The 16,410-nt window shown below is 47.1% G+C and carries 17 protein-coding genes and 1 other annotated feature; of the genes, 3 read left to right on the forward strand and 14 right to left on the reverse strand.

The window, feature by feature from the left end:
• Nucleotides 1-186: 30S ribosomal protein S20 (gene rpsT, locus GRP75_RS10715; protein WP_160789307.1), on the forward strand; the 186-nt coding region annotated here is incomplete at its 5' end.
• Nucleotides 187-327: 141 nt separating this feature from the next.
• Here rpsT and holA read toward each other — a convergent pair.
• From holA to GRP75_RS10750, 8 genes are all read right to left on the reverse strand, one after another.
• Nucleotides 328-1,359: a DNA polymerase III subunit delta gene (gene holA, locus GRP75_RS10720; protein WP_160789308.1), complete on the reverse strand. Its 1,032-nt coding sequence runs from the start codon at nucleotides 1,357-1,359 to the stop codon at nucleotides 328-330.
• A 213-nt stretch (nucleotides 1,360-1,572) separates the two neighbouring features.
• Nucleotides 1,573-3,036: a zf-HC2 domain-containing protein gene (locus GRP75_RS10725; protein ID WP_160789309.1), complete on the reverse strand. Its 1,464-nt coding sequence runs from the start codon at nucleotides 3,034-3,036 to the stop codon at nucleotides 1,573-1,575.
• The gene (locus GRP75_RS10730; RefSeq protein WP_023989520.1) at nucleotides 3,033-3,581 is read right to left on the reverse strand and encodes an RNA polymerase sigma factor; all 549 of its coding nucleotides are present in this window, start codon (nucleotides 3,579-3,581) and stop codon (nucleotides 3,033-3,035) included. The genes GRP75_RS10725 and GRP75_RS10730 overlap by 4 nt, the downstream gene beginning before the upstream one ends.
• Nucleotides 3,582-3,809: 228 nt before the next feature.
• A complete protein-coding gene (locus GRP75_RS10735) occupies nucleotides 3,810-4,799 on the reverse strand; it encodes an ABC transporter substrate-binding protein (protein WP_160789310.1) in 990 nt (329 codons plus the stop codon).
• A gap of 165 nt (nucleotides 4,800-4,964) precedes the next feature.
• Nucleotides 4,965-7,505, reverse strand: a complete 2,541-nt coding sequence (locus GRP75_RS10740; RefSeq protein ID WP_337194222.1) for a DNA internalization-related competence protein ComEC/Rec2 — start codon at nucleotides 7,503-7,505, stop codon at nucleotides 4,965-4,967.
• Nucleotides 7,435-7,587, reverse strand: coding sequence for a hypothetical protein (locus GRP75_RS30460; protein ID WP_226887754.1), 153 nt, complete (start codon nucleotides 7,585-7,587; stop codon nucleotides 7,435-7,437). Before GRP75_RS30460 ends, GRP75_RS10740 begins: the two co-directional genes overlap by 71 nt.
• 179 nt (nucleotides 7,588-7,766) lie before the next feature.
• Nucleotides 7,767-8,285: a deoxycytidylate deaminase gene (locus GRP75_RS10745; RefSeq protein ID WP_023989523.1), complete on the reverse strand. Its 519-nt coding sequence runs from the start codon at nucleotides 8,283-8,285 to the stop codon at nucleotides 7,767-7,769.
• Between the two features lie 88 nt (nucleotides 8,286-8,373).
• Nucleotides 8,374-8,913 (reverse strand): ComEA family DNA-binding protein, encoded by a 540-nt coding sequence (locus tag GRP75_RS10750; RefSeq protein ID WP_160789312.1) that lies wholly within the window; start codon nucleotides 8,911-8,913, stop codon nucleotides 8,374-8,376.
• 295 nt (nucleotides 8,914-9,208) lie between these two features.
• Between GRP75_RS10750 and comER the strand changes: the two genes are divergently transcribed.
• On the forward strand, nucleotides 9,209-10,054 hold the full coding sequence (gene comER / locus GRP75_RS10755; protein WP_160789313.1) for a late competence protein ComER: 846 nt from the start codon (nucleotides 9,209-9,211) through the stop codon (nucleotides 10,052-10,054).
• On the opposite strand, the gene leuS is transcribed toward comER, so the two are convergent.
• Complete coding sequence (leuS, locus tag GRP75_RS10760; protein ID WP_160789314.1) at nucleotides 10,035-12,473, reverse strand: leucine--tRNA ligase; 2,439 nt, start codon at nucleotides 12,471-12,473, stop codon at nucleotides 10,035-10,037. The two genes, comER and leuS, sit on opposite strands and share 20 nt — an antisense overlap.
• A gap of 61 nt (nucleotides 12,474-12,534) precedes the next feature.
• Nucleotides 12,535-12,791: a binding site (T-box leader), on the reverse strand.
• Between the two features lie 184 nt (nucleotides 12,792-12,975).
• Here leuS and GRP75_RS10765 point away from each other — a divergent pair.
• Entirely contained in the window at nucleotides 12,976-13,365 is a 390-nt protein-coding gene (locus GRP75_RS10765) for a tautomerase family protein (protein WP_160789315.1), read from the forward strand.
• Between the two features lie 72 nt (nucleotides 13,366-13,437).
• Here the strand turns inward: GRP75_RS10765 and GRP75_RS10770 are convergent, their stop codons facing one another.
• The 5 genes from GRP75_RS10770 to GRP75_RS10790 form a co-directional block, all read right to left on the reverse strand.
• A complete protein-coding gene (locus GRP75_RS10770) occupies nucleotides 13,438-14,211 on the reverse strand; it encodes a class I SAM-dependent DNA methyltransferase (RefSeq protein WP_103049581.1) in 774 nt (257 codons plus the stop codon).
• A 3-nt stretch (nucleotides 14,212-14,214) separates the two neighbouring features.
• Complete coding sequence (locus GRP75_RS10775; RefSeq protein WP_068942403.1) at nucleotides 14,215-15,123, reverse strand: CvfB family protein; 909 nt, start codon at nucleotides 15,121-15,123, stop codon at nucleotides 14,215-14,217.
• Nucleotides 15,120-15,467: a ribosome silencing factor gene (rsfS, locus tag GRP75_RS10780; protein WP_013311194.1), complete on the reverse strand. Its 348-nt coding sequence runs from the start codon at nucleotides 15,465-15,467 to the stop codon at nucleotides 15,120-15,122. The genes GRP75_RS10775 and rsfS overlap by 4 nt, the downstream gene beginning before the upstream one ends.
• Entirely contained in the window at nucleotides 15,464-16,060 is a 597-nt protein-coding gene (gene yqeK, locus GRP75_RS10785; RefSeq protein ID WP_160789316.1) for a bis(5'-nucleosyl)-tetraphosphatase (symmetrical) YqeK, read from the reverse strand. The genes rsfS and yqeK overlap by 4 nt, the downstream gene beginning before the upstream one ends.
• Nucleotides 16,044-16,410: nicotinate-nicotinamide nucleotide adenylyltransferase (locus GRP75_RS10790; RefSeq protein ID WP_160789317.1), on the reverse strand; the 367-nt coding region annotated here is incomplete at its 5' end. The genes yqeK and GRP75_RS10790, both read right to left, overlap by 17 nt.

The following is a 16,410-nucleotide window of genomic DNA, read 5'->3' on the forward strand; positions in this document are numbered from 1 at the left end:
ACAGCAGTAAAAGCTGCCGATACAGCGTTGGTAGGTAACGAAGCTGAAACTGCTGCTGCTGCTTTCAAAGTAGCTTCCCAAAAGCTGGACAAGGCTGTAACTAAAGGTCTGATCCACAAAAATGCAGCTGCTCGCAAGAAATCCCGCTTGGCGAAAAAACTTAACGCTCTTACAGCTCAAGCGTAAGCAAGAGCTACTTTCATACGTTAATGAAAAAAACCTGACCAGCCTTGGCTGATCAGGTTTTTTTAGTTTATAACTTTTATTAATTTATAGAGTCAGCTTTCCACGCTACATGAGCTGACTCTATAACAGCACATGGGGGGATTAGATTGAAGCCCCCGCACCCATTTTCATCAAAAATAGCTCCAGTCCCAGTACCTTGTCAACGACACCTGTTTTCATATGATAATCGAGCTCGCCCAATTCGTAGAGAAGCTGACGCAGCTGCTCAGGACGGAACCTCCGCGCTTGGTCCCCTGCAACTTTCACCCCATAAGGATGCAAACTAAGCTGACTCGCAATTTGTTGCTGGGAATAGCTTTGACCTGCCAGCTCTTTGACCTGCAACATAATACGGAACTGTCGCGTGATCAAAGCGGCAATCTTGATCGGTTCCTCTTTTTGCTTAAGCAACTCATAAAAAATACTGAGCGCCTTATCCAGCCGCAAATTAGCCAGATCCTCAACCATCGCAAATACGTTTTGCTCTGTGTTACGAGGCACCAGGGATTCTATATCAACGGATGAGATCGTTCCCTGTGCTCCTGCGTACAAGCAGAGCTTGTCTATCTCGGCAGCCAAGGATTGCAGCCCGGTACCTGTGAATTGAATGAGGCTTTCAGCAGCTCCTGCAGCCAATTGCACTTCTCTTTCTCCTGCACGCTTATGGATCCAAGCTATAAGATCATCTCCACCCATTGGAGCAAAAGCAATAACCGAAGCATCACTTTTCAGCTTTTTGACAATCTTTTTCCGTTCATCCAACTTTTCAGCCTGAACCGTAAAAACGATGACGCTATAGTCAGTCGGGTTATCCATATAAGTCAACAGCGTCTCAAGCCGGTGCTCTATCTTACCGCTATCTTTGCCTGCTGCAAATACACTGGTATCCCGTACAATAATCAGCTTCTTTGGCACCAGAAAAGGCGCTGTTTCCGCCTCCTCCACGACCACCTCAATTGGCGTTTCGGTTAAATCATAAGGAATGATGGCGAAGTCACGATGCTCCTCTTCCACCACTTTCTCTTTAAGCATCTCAACAAACTGCTTCATTTGATATTTTTCACTGCCGTATAGCAAATACACTGGCGAAATGTCGCCTTTGCGAATAGCCTTAGAGGCTGTTTTTACATCCATTTTCCGTTCCCCCCACCCACTGATCGTACCCGACATCCGACCGGAAGGCAAGTCATGATACAAACGAAGGGACCCTGCCTATAGGCAGGATCCCTTCACCACCATCTATATCAACACGGCAGCAGAAAGCTCTAGAAACTTTCGGCCGTCGGGATACGACGTCGGTTCATATAGTATATTCTCTGTTTTTAAAAGTGTGCCAACTTACGGAAACTATTTTCCAGTGCTGCGCGGGACGGTGTACGTATATTTACTTGCTGTCCCATCCTGCTCCGTCTCATACATAAAGGTCTGGCTGTCTTCTGACCAGCTTCCTTTGACCCAGGCACCTTTTAGAGTACGGACTTCCAGTGTTGTTCGGTCTACACCGTTATCGGAAAGCTTATACACTTTCAGCTTTTTGCCCTCAATAGCCACCGCATAGCTACCATCTGGCGAGTTGAGCTGATCTGTAGAGCCAGATTGGGCACTATAGCTGGAAGCATTATTGTTGTCCGGAGAGACCAGTGAATTAGATACAAATCCTTCTTTACGAACCGGGTCTTGCGACACGGATGATTGCTGATCATCAGAAGCTGCATTGCTGCTATCCGTTCCTAAGGCATTGCCCGAATCCTTGGTGATGCTTTTGGAAGTCGTTTCTTTCGACGTTTCATTTGACGCAATTCGATCCTGTACCTTCAAATCCTGACTAAGCGACGAAGAAGAATCATTCGTACTTGTGTTACCATTATTATTGTCCTGAGCGGTACCCGTACCCGCTAGGGGTGCTTTTTCCATTTTCGGTTCCAACTGTTCAGCAGGAGCAATCGTGGATTGATCAGATTTTTCCTGACTTAACTGTTTGTCCTCAGATTTAGGAGCATCTCCAGCAGACGGATTTTCCTTTGTCACCTGACGATCCGTACGTAGCTGCCCCTGCCCTTCATCCTGACGAGAAGAATGTTCAGCTGGTGCAGACTTCGTCGAATCTTCCTCCCCAGCTGGCTGATCTTCACGTTTCCCAGCATCCCGTTTGGAAGAGTTCTTTTCATCGTCTGCATTGGTTGCACCTTGTTTGCTCAGGTCAGGATCTTTATCCGCAGGTAGCTGAGATGCATCCGTTCCTTGCCCCTGCTCTGACGGCTGCTGTGTAGAATCCGAACCAATGGCTGCATCACGGCCTCCACTGCCATTGGCTGTACCTGGAAGAATTTCCGTCTGATTCTGCCGATTCGTCACTTCGGGCGTCTGGGTTGTAAGTATGCCTTCCGCATCCTGCACTGTTTTAGGCTCGAAGTTAAACACTACAATCCCCAGTACAACAACAGCGGCAGCCACGCCCATGGCAGCGCGCCCAGCCATTCGGTTCCACCAAGGTGTAGGCTGGGTACTTTGTCTAGGCACTGGTCCAGGTTTTACAGCCACAGGCTGCATTTCCTGAAGCGCACTTCCCTGCTCTTCACGTGCGCGGTCAATGGCATCAAGCTGAGGCATGATGGAATCCACCAGGCTGAACGCCGGGGAAACCGTAGGCAATTCCTCCAGCTCGCGAGAGAGTGTCTGAAGAATAAGAAATTTTTCCGCACAGTCCGGGCAAGTCGCAATATGGTTCATTAATTGGGACGTCTCTTCTTCGCCCAGCTCATGATCCACATAACGCTGCATCCAATCCATCACCTCTTCCCCACACTTCATCCTGATACACCACCTTTCTGATATTCCTGAAGTAGCCCTTGTAATTGCTGTCTTGCACGATATAAGTATGACTTGACCGTATTTAGCGGCAAATCCAGAGAATCTGCAATCTCGTTATAGGAGAAATCCTGCAAATATCTTAAGACAATTACCGTCCGGTGGTGCTCAGGAAGTTGTTGTATAGCCTCACGAACATCCTGTGCCATGTAAGTGGTCAACACCTCGACCTCCACGTTTTGGGGATCGTTGAATATCATGTCGTGCTCGTCAATGGAAACCGAGGGCTTCGTTCTTCTGAATTTGTCGATGCATATATTCGTTACAATGCGTTGGACCCAGGTTTTAAACTGCGCTTTTTCCTCATAAGAGTTAATTTTGGAATAGATCCGTATGAGGGCTTCTTGTGAAGCATCCATGGCGTCCTGCTCATTGTTTAGAATGTAATATGCCGTACGGTACACATGCTGTTCTATCTCTCTTAATAGGGTAATGAGAGCGTCGCGATCGCCCGATTGAGCGGCTCGAATGAGTCCCTGCTCTACCACAAAGGATCCCCCTCTCCCTGCAATATTACAGACGTATCCCTTTTGCAAATTGTTGCAGGATAGACGTCTGACACTAATTTTATTTTTTTAACAAAAAAAATTATACCAAAAAGCCCAGAATCCCCAGCGTATCCTCCCTTAGAATAACAGAAAAAGGGAAGGTAGTCACCTTCCCCTAGCTCCTACATACATCTAAATGCTAGCCTATCGAGCTGCAAGATCATATTGTTACTTCTTGGAAACCAAAAAATCAGATATGAGTTCTAATTGATAAGTCAGAGCAATCGGATCTTGAAAATAAAAATCGTCGATTGAGTATTGATATACTTTACCTGATTTAACGGCAGAAAGGTTCTTCCACACACTTTTAGATAAAATATCTTTTCCTTGGTCTGTTCCGTCGCCTCTAATACCCAACATTAAATAATCGGCATCGCCCAGCATCTCCGGTAAAGCCTCTATTGAAATGTTGGCCCATCCCTTCTCGAACGCTGCCTTTTCTACCTTCTCAGGAGCATGAAGTCCCAGCTCATCATAAAGTATGGCTCCTCCACGTCCATAAGATTTTCCATATAGATATAATTCTTTTCCTGTAATCTCAAAAATAGCGATTTTTTTACCCGAATCAATGACGTCAGACAAAGCCTGTTTCTTCTCAGCAATCTTGGTTGCAAAATCAGCCAGGCAATTCTTCGCTTCCTGCTCCTTGTTTAACACTTTGCCCAGCTCCATCAGACGGTCCTTATATTGATATTTACCATATGGAATAAACACTGTAGGCGCTATTTTTTTCAGATTTTCATACGCTTTCTCATCATAGGTAATGATCAAATCCGGTTTCAGGGTGATCACCTTTTCAAGGGACAATGCGGAACTGTCACCGATATTTGCAACACCATTCAAATATTTTTTATAGTATGGAGCATCAAATACAGTGTCTGGAGCCCCTACAGGTGTAACACCAAGTGCTAGCACATCACCTACATAATCATCGACTGCCACTACGACACGCTGGGGATGCTCAGGAAGAGTAATTGTACCTTTATCACTTTCATATGTACGTGTGGCAGCTTCATCTCCAGTTGATGTGGTCTTGAGAGCAGTCGATTGACCGCTTTCTGTTACAGTCCCACCCCCACTTGTAGCGCATGCGCTCAATACCAGCATTAACGAAATGATGAACAAACAAGCTGATGCTCTGAATTTAAAATAACTCACAATATTCCTCCCATTAATAATGATTCTCATTTTCATTACTCATATGATTCTATCAAAGCTTACAGCTACTGTCCATGCAGATTGGATTCAAAGCAAACAGCCCACTCCTGAGAGTGAGCACCCGTTTTAGTGTGTTGTTGTACTGATAAAAAAGGATCGAAAAAACTATTTGCGTTGGTACCGCACACTCAGTTTTCCTTGCTGTGCTCGAATCTGTATCTCTCCCATCGTATCTGTTCGATATATAGCAGAATTAACTGCCGATAAACGTTCCAATACCGCTTCATTCGGATGTCCGTAAGTATTGGTCGCACCGACCGAAATAACAGATACTTTCGGTCGCCAGTAGGATAACCACTCTTCCGAGGTGGAGTACTTGCTGCCGTGATGTGCTATTTTCATGACATCTATAGCTTTCCTTACAGCCCCCGTTGCTCCCTCATCTTTCACACTTGATGAAAAACGAGTTAATTCAGAGAGCAACGACGACTCTGCTGCATCATCCATATCTCCTGTGAACAAAAAAGAGGCTCCCTCCATCTCCAATATCATGGCAACAGAGTAATGATTCTGTTCCTTCATAACAGGCAACTGCTCAGATTCGTTCTCCGGTAGTGTAAACGGATAGAGAAAGCGGATTTTCGTAGCCTGGTCTGGTTCCCATTCCATACTATGATGTGCACCATACAGCTTGATCTGCTTGTCTAAAGCCGTGTTCAACAGCTTACGAAATGGGGTTTTATCTGTCAGGGTACCGTTAAAAAACAAGGTAGATACAGGAATCTGGTCAAGCACAGCCTGTAGTCCTCCGGCATGATCATGATCTCCATGCGTTAAAATGACAGCGTCCAGGCGATGCACACCTCGTTGCTTTAGCAAGGGTACAATCGTATCTTCACCCACCTCGTAGGGATCTGCACGCTTGCGCCAAGCATTTTTCCCTGTCGCAAAATCCATTGTACCCCCACCATCAACCAAGATATGTTTCCCGCCCGGCGTTGTAATTAAAATGCTGTCACCTTGGCCCACATCCAGATATTGAACAATTCCCGTATTTCCCTCACCAGGAGATTGGTAACCTGTATACAATATTCCAAGCCAAGCAATAACACTTAGAGCCAGTGCCAAATGACGATAACCATTCCACTGTCGACTTGCAAATTTCCCTGCTCCCTCAGGTTCAGGAGCCGTATGCAATATAGCCGCCCATTCTGGAGAGGCTGCTAATCCTGTATATATAGGTGATGAAATGGCAGTAGAATTCAAGACGGTAATGTCGTTCGTTTGCCTGCGGGATGTCAGCCACCTTTTGAGCCAGTACAAAACACTGTACAGAGCTGCGTAATACGCCATGACCCACAGGATGGAAGAAGACGGCCAAATACTCACATAAGCATCATCTACATTCAGCCATTTCACTAGTAAAAAGGTCAAATCGTTCAATTGCTCTGCCGGCCACGCAAGAATACGAGCCCCATCCCCCCACAAAAAGGAAAGCCCCATCGCCACCGTACCTAATGGAAGCACGATATATGAAATAAGGGGTACAAGCACAAAATTGGCCGCAAATGATAACAACGAAAATTGATTAAAGTAGAATACCGTCATTGGAAACGAAACAAGCTGTGCCGTAATTGTAATCGCAACTTCACCGCCGATTAGGAAAGGCCATTTGGCGAAAAACGGCTTCATAAGCGGCATATAAATGAGCAACCCACCTGTCACCAAAAAGGAAAGCTGAAAGCTGACGCTAAGTAGATAATATGGATTCCAAATCAGCATGAGCAACGCGGATATACTTAGAATATTAAGTCCGTCTTTGAGCATACCTCGTCGGGCTGCAAACAAGCCGATCATCGCCATAATTCCCGCCCTCACAACAGAGGGAGAGGCACCTGTCAGCAGGACATAAGCCGGAATGAGTATCATCACGACCGTAAGAGATGTCTCGCGGCTAACTCTTAGTAGCTTGAGTAAATATAATAGTGTAGCTGCATATACCGCCACATGCATGCCCGATATTGCTAAAATATGCGTTAAACCAAGCTGCGTAAACTCGTTATACGTTGCTGGGTCCAACTCATCTGTTACCCCAAGTACCAGTCCTTTCATATATCCTGCGTGATGAAGTGATGTAAATGCCGATTCCATTCTCTGCCCTAGCTGCTCCCTAAGCTGATCATTCCATCTGAACAAAGTGTAGCGGTTCCACAGTGAAGCCTCCTGCTTCTGTAACGAGGCTGCCCCATCGCCTTTGAAAAGCCAGTGGATTTCCTGTGTGTGCAGGTATTCACTATAATCAAAGCCACCAAAGTTCCCCGCTTTTGCAGGAGCCTTTAAGGTGCCACGCAGTAGGATTGCATCTCCACGTTGCCACGCTGCCGCAAGTTGCTGTTCCTGCTTGGCAGCCAACTTGATATGAACAATGACCTGTTCAGAAATTAGTGCACGATTCTCGTCCTTTTTCGAATGACTTCCGTAGTGATTGATTGAGGTGACTCTCATCTCAAACTGTGTTCGATCACCATCTACCTGTACTTCAGAAGCGATAAGCCCTGCTACTTGAACAGGCATGTCTTCCAACATAGAAGACGATACATGAAGAGCATCGGGAATACTGCTAACATTATGCGTATCATGCCAATACCAATGAAATCCACCCCCGCTGATTGCAAGCCAAAGTAATACCATATGCCGGATGGGGATTTTCATCCATAAAGCTATAAGCGGAAAGATCAGGGTAACCCCCGCCCAGAGCAACAAAAGCATCCGTCCAGAATACAGACATGCTCCCGCACTTCCTGTAATCCAACAAACAGTAAGGGTCAATATAGGTCTAGTTAACACAAGCTTAGCTTGAATACAATCACCTTCCGGTAGCAAACATTGCTTTTTGTCCAAAATAAGCAAAACAAAAAGAACCTCTGACAAAATAGCATTCGTCAGAGGTTCTTCCTCGTTTACTTTTTAATTCATTACATCCATCAGCGTTTCTTTCGGTGGATGATAGGTCTTCAGCATACGAAAGGCGATTCCCTTTTCCTCCATCATAGCACGAACCTTGTCGGCATCTTTGGGATAAGGTCTGTGGTATACAATCTCCACAATACCGCTGTTCGCCAACATATTGGCACACGTCCAGCATGGCTGGTCGGTGACATATACTGAAGAGCCTTCACGATCAATTCGGTCAGTAAACAGTAGCAGGTTCTGCTCCGCATGAATAGTGCGAATACAACGCTGCTTCTTAACCATTTCCTCGCGCCCATCACGTTGAACGACCTCATACTCCTCTGAGATCATACAGCCTGCCTCAGAACAGTCAGGCACCCCGGATGGTGCTCCATTATAGGCCGTCCCCAAGAGCTTTTTACCTTGTACAAGTACGGCTCCAACATGACGCCGCGCACAGCGCGAACGGGTGGATACCATATAAGCGATATCCATGAAATAGGTGTCCCAGTCCTTGCGTACATCTGCACTCATTTCCATCTCTCCCGTATAAACAAGTTAAAACGTAAACCATATCCGCTACCGCCGTTCTCAGGGCCTGTACATTGTAATCTTATATAAGTTACAAGCTGACATACGGCTTCATTTTCGCCAACATTTTAGCTCCGATTCCCTTTACATGATCCAAATCGTTTACACGTTTGAACGCCCCATGCTGATTACGGTAGTTCAAAATAGCCTCGGCTTTTTTAGCCCCAACCCCTGGTAGCTCCATTAACTCGGCAGTAGTCGCCGTGTTGATGTTTACCTTTTTTTCGCCGGAAACGGGTGTAGTAACCGAATCACTTACCGTATTGGTCCTACTCGTCGTTGCACCAGTAGAAATCTGCACAGTATCACGTTTCACATTGTCAGCGGCTTCGGCATTCCTACTGCGCTCAGCTTTGTCTGATGGTTCTTTTACAGCAGGCTTTTTCTGGGCATAGTCACTGCTGCGCTGCGACTCATTTGGCTCTGAATCCATCGCCACAGCCTGCTCCACCTTATGGTTAAGTAAAGTCCACTCTTCTTGCGGCTCAGAGCGCTGTCCTCCGGCAAATAAAATAAGTCCACTCCCGATTACAGCAAGCGTTATCGCTGTTCCTGTCCATACGCGTTTCATTTCCGTATCGTCCCCTACTCCACATGGATTTCGGGAAATTGAGCCGACTGAAAACACCGTCTCAATCAAACAGAGCAAGTCTGTTCAATTCCCGTTAAACCGGAGGGTACAAACAACCTCCATACGGTCTCGCTGTGAGCATTTTTACAAAAAAGTGGTACGACCCCGGGCACGATCTAACATGCTCAGACATAAAATTCGTCATGTCGGCCAAGACCAGGCGCATACACTAAGAAGAATGACAGCTGACAGCACAGCGTCTATACCGCAAAGTATGAAAGGAGGACGTTGAACAATGAAAGTTGGATTTATTGGGACTGGCAGCATGGGAAGTCTGCTAATTGAGTCTTTTATTAATTCTAACGCACTCAAGGCGCAGCAAATATCAGCAAGCAATCGAACGCATTCCAAGGTAACCGAGCTAGCCCGTCGTTATCCAGGTTTGCATGCAGCCCAAAGCAACCGTGAAACGGCAGCGGAAAGCGATGTTCTGTTTATCTGTGTGAAGCCGCTGGAATCAAAAGCCGTAACGGATGAAATACGCAACGTCATTACAGAAGAGCAAATCGTCGTATCTATCACAAGCCCGGTGCAGATTCGTATTTTGGAGCATGCACTGAAAGCCAAAGTGTCCAAAATTATTCCCAGTATCACCCACCAAGTGGGCAGCGGAGCCTCACTATGCATCCATGGAAGCCGGATTACAGAGGAGGACCGCACCCTTCTGGAAGAGCTTATGTCCCACATCAGCAGGCCGATTCGGGTTAAAGAATCTTATACTCGAATCACGTCGGATTTTTCGAGTTGCGGTCCTGCTTTCTTGGCCTTTTTTATGGACCAGTGGATTCAAGCCGCAGTTCAAGCTACAGGTATAGACCGTACGGAGCTATGCGCCCTGGCCGGTGAAATGATCATCGGCACTGGAAAGCTACTCACGGAAGGCGGGATGACACCAGCCGAGTTACAGGCCAGAGTGGCGGTTCCCGGAGGTATTACCGCCGAAGCTCTCGCACTGTTGGACATCAGCCTGCATAGTGTCTTTCCCGAGCTGATACAAGCCACGCACAACAAGTATGAAGAAGACATGCAAAAGGTGGATGTCTCCTTCGGCTTAAAGCCAATTAACCGGCAACAATATTAACCAGCTTACCTGGAACAGCAATTACCTTGCGGATCGTTTTGCCGGCCAGTGCCTGCTGAACATTGTCCAACGACACAGCAAATGCTTCCATCGCTTTAGCATCAAGATCCTTGGCAATCGTTGCACGCTGCACAATTTTACCATTCACTTGCACAACAATTTCCACTTCGGCGTCCACCGTCCATGCTTCATCATAAGCAGGCCAGGCCGCGTAGGTAATGCTATCATTGTGCCCCAGCAGCTGCCACAATTCCTCGGCCAGATGGGGTGCAAGCGGCGACAGCATTTGCACGAAGTTTTCCATTGCTGCACGCGGCAGAAGGTCTGCTTTGTATGCATCGTTGGTGAAGATCATCAGCTGACTGATCGCTGTATTGAAGCGCAGTGCATCCAGATCTTCGGTTACTTTTTTCAGCGTTTTATGCCAAGTACGATTGAACTCATCGCTACCGCCGTCATTTGTAATTTTATCGTTCAGGCTACCATCCTCGGAAACAAACAGGCGCCATACGCGGGACAGAAAACGATGTGCTCCTTCTACCCCATTCTCATTCCATGGCTTGGTCGCTTCCAGCGGCCCCATAAACATCTCATAAATACGCAGCGTATCGGCGCCAAACGTATTGACAATATCATCAGGATTAATGACATTACCGCGTGATTTACTCATTTTTTCATTGTTATTGCCCAAAATCATACCCTGGTTGACCAGCTTATAAAAAGGCTCTTTCGTTTCCACTACGCCGATATCATACAGTACCTTATGCCAGAAACGGGCATACAGCAAGTGAAGAACCGCATGTTCCGCTCCGCCAATATACAAATCAACAGGCATCCATTCACGTTGTTTCTCTTTGGATACAAGCTCTTTGTCATTTTTCGGATCAATAAAGCGCAGGTAATACCAGCAACTGCCTGCCCATTGCGGCATTGTATTTGTCTCGCGGCGTGCTTTCATACCTGTCTCAGGATCAATGGTTTCGATCCAATCTGTTGCGTTCGCCAGCGGGGATTCACCTGTACCTGAAGGCTTGATATTGTCCATCTCCGGCAGTACGAGCGGAAGTTGGTCCTCAGGAACGGGTTTGATCGTTCCATCTTCCAGATGAATTACCGGAATCGGCTCGCCCCAATAGCGTTGACGGCTGAACAGCCAGTCACGCAGGCGATAGGTGACTTTACCGTGTCCTTTGCCCTCAGCTTCCAGCCATTCAATCATCTTCGGAATCGCTTCCTCGTTGGTAAGTCCATTCAGCGGGCCGGAATTGACGTGCGGTCCATCCTCAGTATATGGCTCATTAGCCACATCTCCACCTTGGACAACCTCAATGATATTCAATCCGAATTGCTTGGCAAATTCCCAGTCACGCGCATCGTGAGCAGGTACAGCCATAATCGCTCCAGTTCCGTAGCCTGCAAGTACATAGTCAGCAATCCAGATCGGCAGCTTTTCGCCGTTCACCGGGTTCACTGAATAAGCTCCTGTGAATACGCCTGTTTTATCCTTGGCCAGATCCGTACGCTCCAGATCGCTTTTACGAGCAGCTTGTTCACGGTACTGTTGTACAGCATCCTTTTGCTCAGGCGTAGTGATAATATCTACCAATTCTTGCTCTGGTGCCAGCACACAGTAGCTTGCGCCGAACAGTGTATCTGGACGGGTTGTAAACACTGTGAGTTGCTCGTCATAGCCTTCAATTGGAAAACGAACCTCTGCCCCGGTAGACTTACCGATCCAGTTCCGCTGCATATCCTTAATACTCTCAGACCAATCCGGTTCCTCCAGATCCTCCAGCAGACGATCCGCGTATTCCGTAATTTTCAGCATCCATTGACGCATTGGTTTACGGACGACCGGATGACCGCCACGCTCACTCTTACCGTCAATAACTTCTTCATTCGCTAGCACCGTTCCCAGCGCCGGGCACCAGTTCACAGGTACTTCAGCTACATATGCAAGGCCGCGCTTGTACAGCTGGATGAAGATCCACTGTGTCCATTTGTAATAATCAGGATCCGTCGTGCTGATTTCACGATCCCAGTCGTAGGAGAAGCCGAGCGATTTGATTTGACGGCGGAAGTTATTTACATTTTTCACCGTAATTTCGCGTGGGTGCTCCCCTGTATCCAGCGCATGCTGCTCGGCAGGCAGACCGAAGGCGTCCCAACCCATCGGATGCAGTACGTTGTAGCCGCGCATTCTTTTATATCGTGAAACAATATCCGTAGCTGTGTAGCCCTCTGGGTGGCCTACATGTAGGCCGGCTCCAGATGGGTACGGAAACATATCCAAAGCATAAAACTTCGGTTTGCCCGGCTCTTCCCCGGTGCGGAACGTCTTGTTCTCATCCCAATATTTCTGCCATTTTGGTTCAATACTTTGCGGTTGATAGCCGTGCTTCGGCTGTGTGTCTGTCATTGTCTTTTCCTCCTCAAACGGTATGCAACAAAAAAACCTCTGCATCCCGTAGCGTGTCAGCGCTAGGGACGAGAGGTTATATTCCCGTGGTACCACCCTAGTTAGCAGAAAGCGTTCTTCGCGTTCTACTCCCTTTGCACCTGATAACGGAGGTGATCCGATGCGGGTTAATAACAGGATACAAGCACCTGTAAAGGCGTTCCTGCGTTGGACGCATATCTCCGAGGCGAGTTCACTTTGCACTGTCAACCGGCTTGCACCACCCGCCGGCTCTCTACATGTCCAGACAAAGCTACTATTCCTCATCAGCGATTGTTTAACCGTTAATAATGGCACTATTATATTGAAAACCGCGAAAAAAGTCAAATAAGGACTATCTTTGGTGTTAAAGACCCTCTTCATACTAATTGTTCATGACACATGCATACGAATGTTTTATAATAACTTCGAATTAAATTGATGCAAATTGAGTTGAGTTGAGATAAGAAAGGTGAGCTGAGACATGGCACAGATTAAAATTTTCGGAATAAAAGAAGCTCTAAATCCAATCAAAAAGCAGCTTTCAGAGGTGATTCATTCTGCTGTGGTGGATGCATTCAAATACCCTCCAGACAAGAGGTTTCATCGTTTTTTCCCTATGGATCAGGAAGACTTTATATATGCCGATGGTCGCTCTGAGGCGTACACCATTATTGAAATCAGTATCTTTGAAGGCAGAACGACAGAAGCTAAGAAGCAGCTCATCCAGCTGTTATTCCAACGAATTATGGACCATTTTGGCATTGCTCCACAGGATCTTGAGATTACTATATTTGAAACGCCCAAACAGAACTGGGGTATTCGGGGTGTACCGGGTGATGAGCTTCAGTTGAACTATAAAGTGAATATATGAGTGCAAAAAGACGCCCTTCATGTCATCATGAAAAGCGTCTTTCTTTTCCTAAATTTGCTCAATGAGTCTTCACTATTTTACAGCAACATAAAACAGTCTCGCCGCGTCATCTTCTGCTTCTACCCATTCAAAATCCGCATATACCTTCACATCACGAAAACCTGCTTTGGACAATTCTGCTTTCATCCAGTCTGGATCATAGGCACGCTGTACATGAATTTCCTCGAAACGCTGATACAGATCGCGTCCTTCATGTTCTGCTTTCGCAAAGATACTAAGATGATGCTCAATTTCACAACGGGGAGTGTCCAACGCACATGTCCAGATATATGAGATAGAGCGATCATCCAGTACGAATGGCTGCTCTTCATCATAACGTAAAAACGTCTGCGGATGATGTACATCGAACAAGAAGGTTCCGCCAGGCTTCAGTCCAGCATGAGTTCTACGAAAAGTAGAAATTATATCTTCTTCCTCCAACAAGTAATTCAGACAATCGCAAAAAGAAATTACAGAATCCACAGGCTCGGGTAAAATCCATTCTCTCATATCCTGCTGTATCCAGCGAACGCTTCCCTCACGAAACAATCGCTGTCCCTGGGGAGTGGTTTCCATTTTGCGACGGGCTACTGCCAGCATGTCAGAGGATAAGTCGATTCCAGACACTTCGAAGCCCGAGTTAACTAGGGGAATCGTAATCGAACCCGTTCCACAGCCCAGTTCGGCCACCGTATGCGGCATACCGTACTGATCCCAAGCCTGCCGTGCAAAGCGTAACCAGTCCGGGTACGGCATGTCCTGCATCAGCTCATCATACACATAGGCAAACTTCCGGTAAGAAGCCATTTTTTATTCCCCATTCCCGTCCTTCGGTTTCGGCATTTTCTCCACTAGGTAGGTCCAGTTTTCCTTTTGTGTAACCATTCCTTCCTTCATCAGCTTGCCCATCGCACGCTTGAAGGCGGATTTACTAATACCAAACCGTTGTTTGATAATATCCGGCGGCGTTGCGTCGGAGTAAGGCATGCCGCCACCCGGACGCTCTTTCAGAAAAGCAATCAACCGCTCCGCATCCTCATCACGGCCTACTTCCTTGCGTGGTGACATCGCCAGATTGACCCGACCGTCTTCCCGAACAAGCGTGACCCGTACCTTGACCTCTTCGCCCAAGCGAAGCATCCGGTTACGCTCCGAGGAATGAATCATTCCAATCGCGCCAAAACCAAGCACACCTCCGTCCACCAGGACGAATGTGCCCATCTGAAGCGGCTTGTACACAGTCGCCTGCACCCACGTATTCAGCCACGAATCAGGGGCGTGGAAGCACAACGGAGCCAGCTCCTGTTCCCCTGCCAGCTTAGCCCGCAGTCTGCCTTGCTTGTCATGCTCCATAATGGCATACACGTAGTCGCCCACACGAGGATGCAAATCTCGGTTTTCTGGCAACTCACGAATCGGCAGCAAAAGCTGACGACCCAATCCCATCTCCAGGAAACAACCCAAACGCGGATGCACATCGGCCACCTCAAGCTTTGCCATTTCGCCCAACGACAAGAACGGCTTTTTCATAGTTGCGGCCAAACGGTCCTCTGTATCGTGAAAAATAAATACCTCCAACCGTTCACCAACTTCGATTTCACGTGTCAGCTCCGTATAATGCAGCAGCACATCCTGCTCACCAACAGTGAGAAAATAACCGAAAGGAGATACCTCACGATCCACCATAATGGTGACATAAGTACCGGCGATCAAACTCATACCTTTTCCACAACCTTAGCATCCGACCAGAGTCGTTCAATGTTATAGTATTCGCGCTCGTCGCGATGGAAGACATGCACTACGACATCCCCCAAATCCATTAGCACCCAACGGGCGGAATCCATTCCTTCGATTCCTTTGATGGTTACACCTTCATCATGAGCGCGTTTGCGAATTTCTGTTGCAATCGCCTGTACCTGTGTATCCGAATTACCGTGGCAGATGACAAAATAATCAGCTACTAGTGATATTCCCCGCAAATCCAGTGCGACAATATTCATTGCCTTTTTATCATTTGCAGCATCAACCGCTGTTTGCATTAATTGCTCATTAGTTAGGGTCATTCATGAACCTCCGTTTTTCTCTGTTTTAGTTGTTGAATCAAGTCATTGCGCGACAAGACTGTCAGTGGAAAAATAACCTTTTTCTTTTCCAGCAACAATGTAATCGTGGAGTCAAATCCAGCGATAAGGCCCTGCTCCAAGCTTTTCTTTGCCTGTTTACGGATATGCTCAACCCCCGGAAAATCCCGTCCCGGTTCGATGTAATCAGCGAGACACACGACTTTATCCAGCAGGCTCATACCTACGCGTCCTGACGTATGCCAGCGGATCGCATTCCTTATTTCCGGATCATCCACTCCGTAATCTCTTGCTGCAACGCAGTATCCTACCTCTGAATGCCAGAGCTGCTTGTCATGTTCCAAAAGCTCCTGATCACATTCGGGATGACTGCGAATCACCTCTTCCATCTGCTGGACAGGCCAATATTTCGCTACATCATGAAAAATAGCCGCCAGTTCGGCCTTATCCGGATCTGCTCCATATCGCTGCGCAAGCTCAACTGAGGTATGCATAACACCTAGTGTGTGCTTCCAGCGCTTTTCAGGCATTTGACCAGCTACGGCTTTCATTAATTGCTCACGGCTGTACTTCATACAAACCGCCCCTTGTAATATAGTCATGCACACGATCAGGCACAAGATAACGGATGGTACGCCCTTCCGCAGCACGCTCTCGAATATCCGTCGACGAAATGTCCACCACTGGCATATCCGCCAGCAGTACCTTGTCCTGCAAATAATGCGGCAACTCATCCAACGCAAGCTGGAACCCTGGGCGCCGAACACCAATAAAATAAATTCGCTGCGCCAGTTCCTCAATTCCCTGCCAATGAGGCAAGTAGTTCACCATATCCGCACCAATAATAAAATAAAAATCCACAGCAGAGTGCAACTCCTGAAGCTCCTTGATCGTGTCAATGGTATAGGATACTCCCCCGCGAAGC

The organism is Paenibacillus sp. OT2-17, assembly GCF_009827695.1.
Classification (GTDB): Bacteria; Bacillota; Bacilli; order Paenibacillales; family Paenibacillaceae; genus Paenibacillus; species Paenibacillus polymyxa_B.

Excerpts from the sequence above, each read along its gene's own strand:
- GRP75_RS10725 (WP_160789309.1), bottom strand. The coding sequence starts at position 3,036 with ATGAAGTGTGGGGAAGAGGTGATGGATTGGATGCAGCGTTATGTGGAT.
- comER (WP_160789313.1), top strand. The coding sequence starts at position 9,209 with ATGAAAGTTGGATTTATTGGGACTGGCAGCATGGGAAGTCTGCTAATT.
- GRP75_RS10745 (WP_023989523.1), bottom strand. The coding sequence starts at position 8,285 with ATGAGTGCAGATGTACGCAAGGACTGGGACACCTATTTCATGGATATC.
- leuS (WP_160789314.1), bottom strand. The coding sequence starts at position 12,473 with ATGACAGACACACAGCCGAAGCACGGCTATCAACCGCAAAGTATTGAA.
- GRP75_RS10750 (WP_160789312.1), bottom strand. The coding sequence starts at position 8,913 with ATGAAACGCGTATGGACAGGAACAGCGATAACGCTTGCTGTAATCGGG.
- holA (WP_160789308.1), bottom strand. The coding sequence starts at position 1,359 with ATGGATGTAAAAACAGCCTCTAAGGCTATTCGCAAAGGCGACATTTCG.
- GRP75_RS10775 (WP_068942403.1), bottom strand. The coding sequence starts at position 15,123 with ATGAGTTTGATCGCCGGTACTTATGTCACCATTATGGTGGATCGTGAG.
- GRP75_RS10765 (WP_160789315.1), top strand. The coding sequence starts at position 12,976 with ATGGCACAGATTAAAATTTTCGGAATAAAAGAAGCTCTAAATCCAATC.
- GRP75_RS30460 (WP_226887754.1), bottom strand. The coding sequence starts at position 7,587 with ATGTCTGTATTCTGGACGGATGCTTTTGTTGCTCTGGGCGGGGGTTAC.
- GRP75_RS10770 (WP_103049581.1), bottom strand. The coding sequence starts at position 14,211 with ATGGCTTCTTACCGGAAGTTTGCCTATGTGTATGATGAGCTGATGCAG.
- rsfS (WP_013311194.1), bottom strand. The coding sequence starts at position 15,467 with ATGACCCTAACTAATGAGCAATTAATGCAAACAGCGGTTGATGCTGCA.
- yqeK (WP_160789316.1), bottom strand. The coding sequence starts at position 16,060 with ATGAAGTACAGCCGTGAGCAATTAATGAAAGCCGTAGCTGGTCAAATG.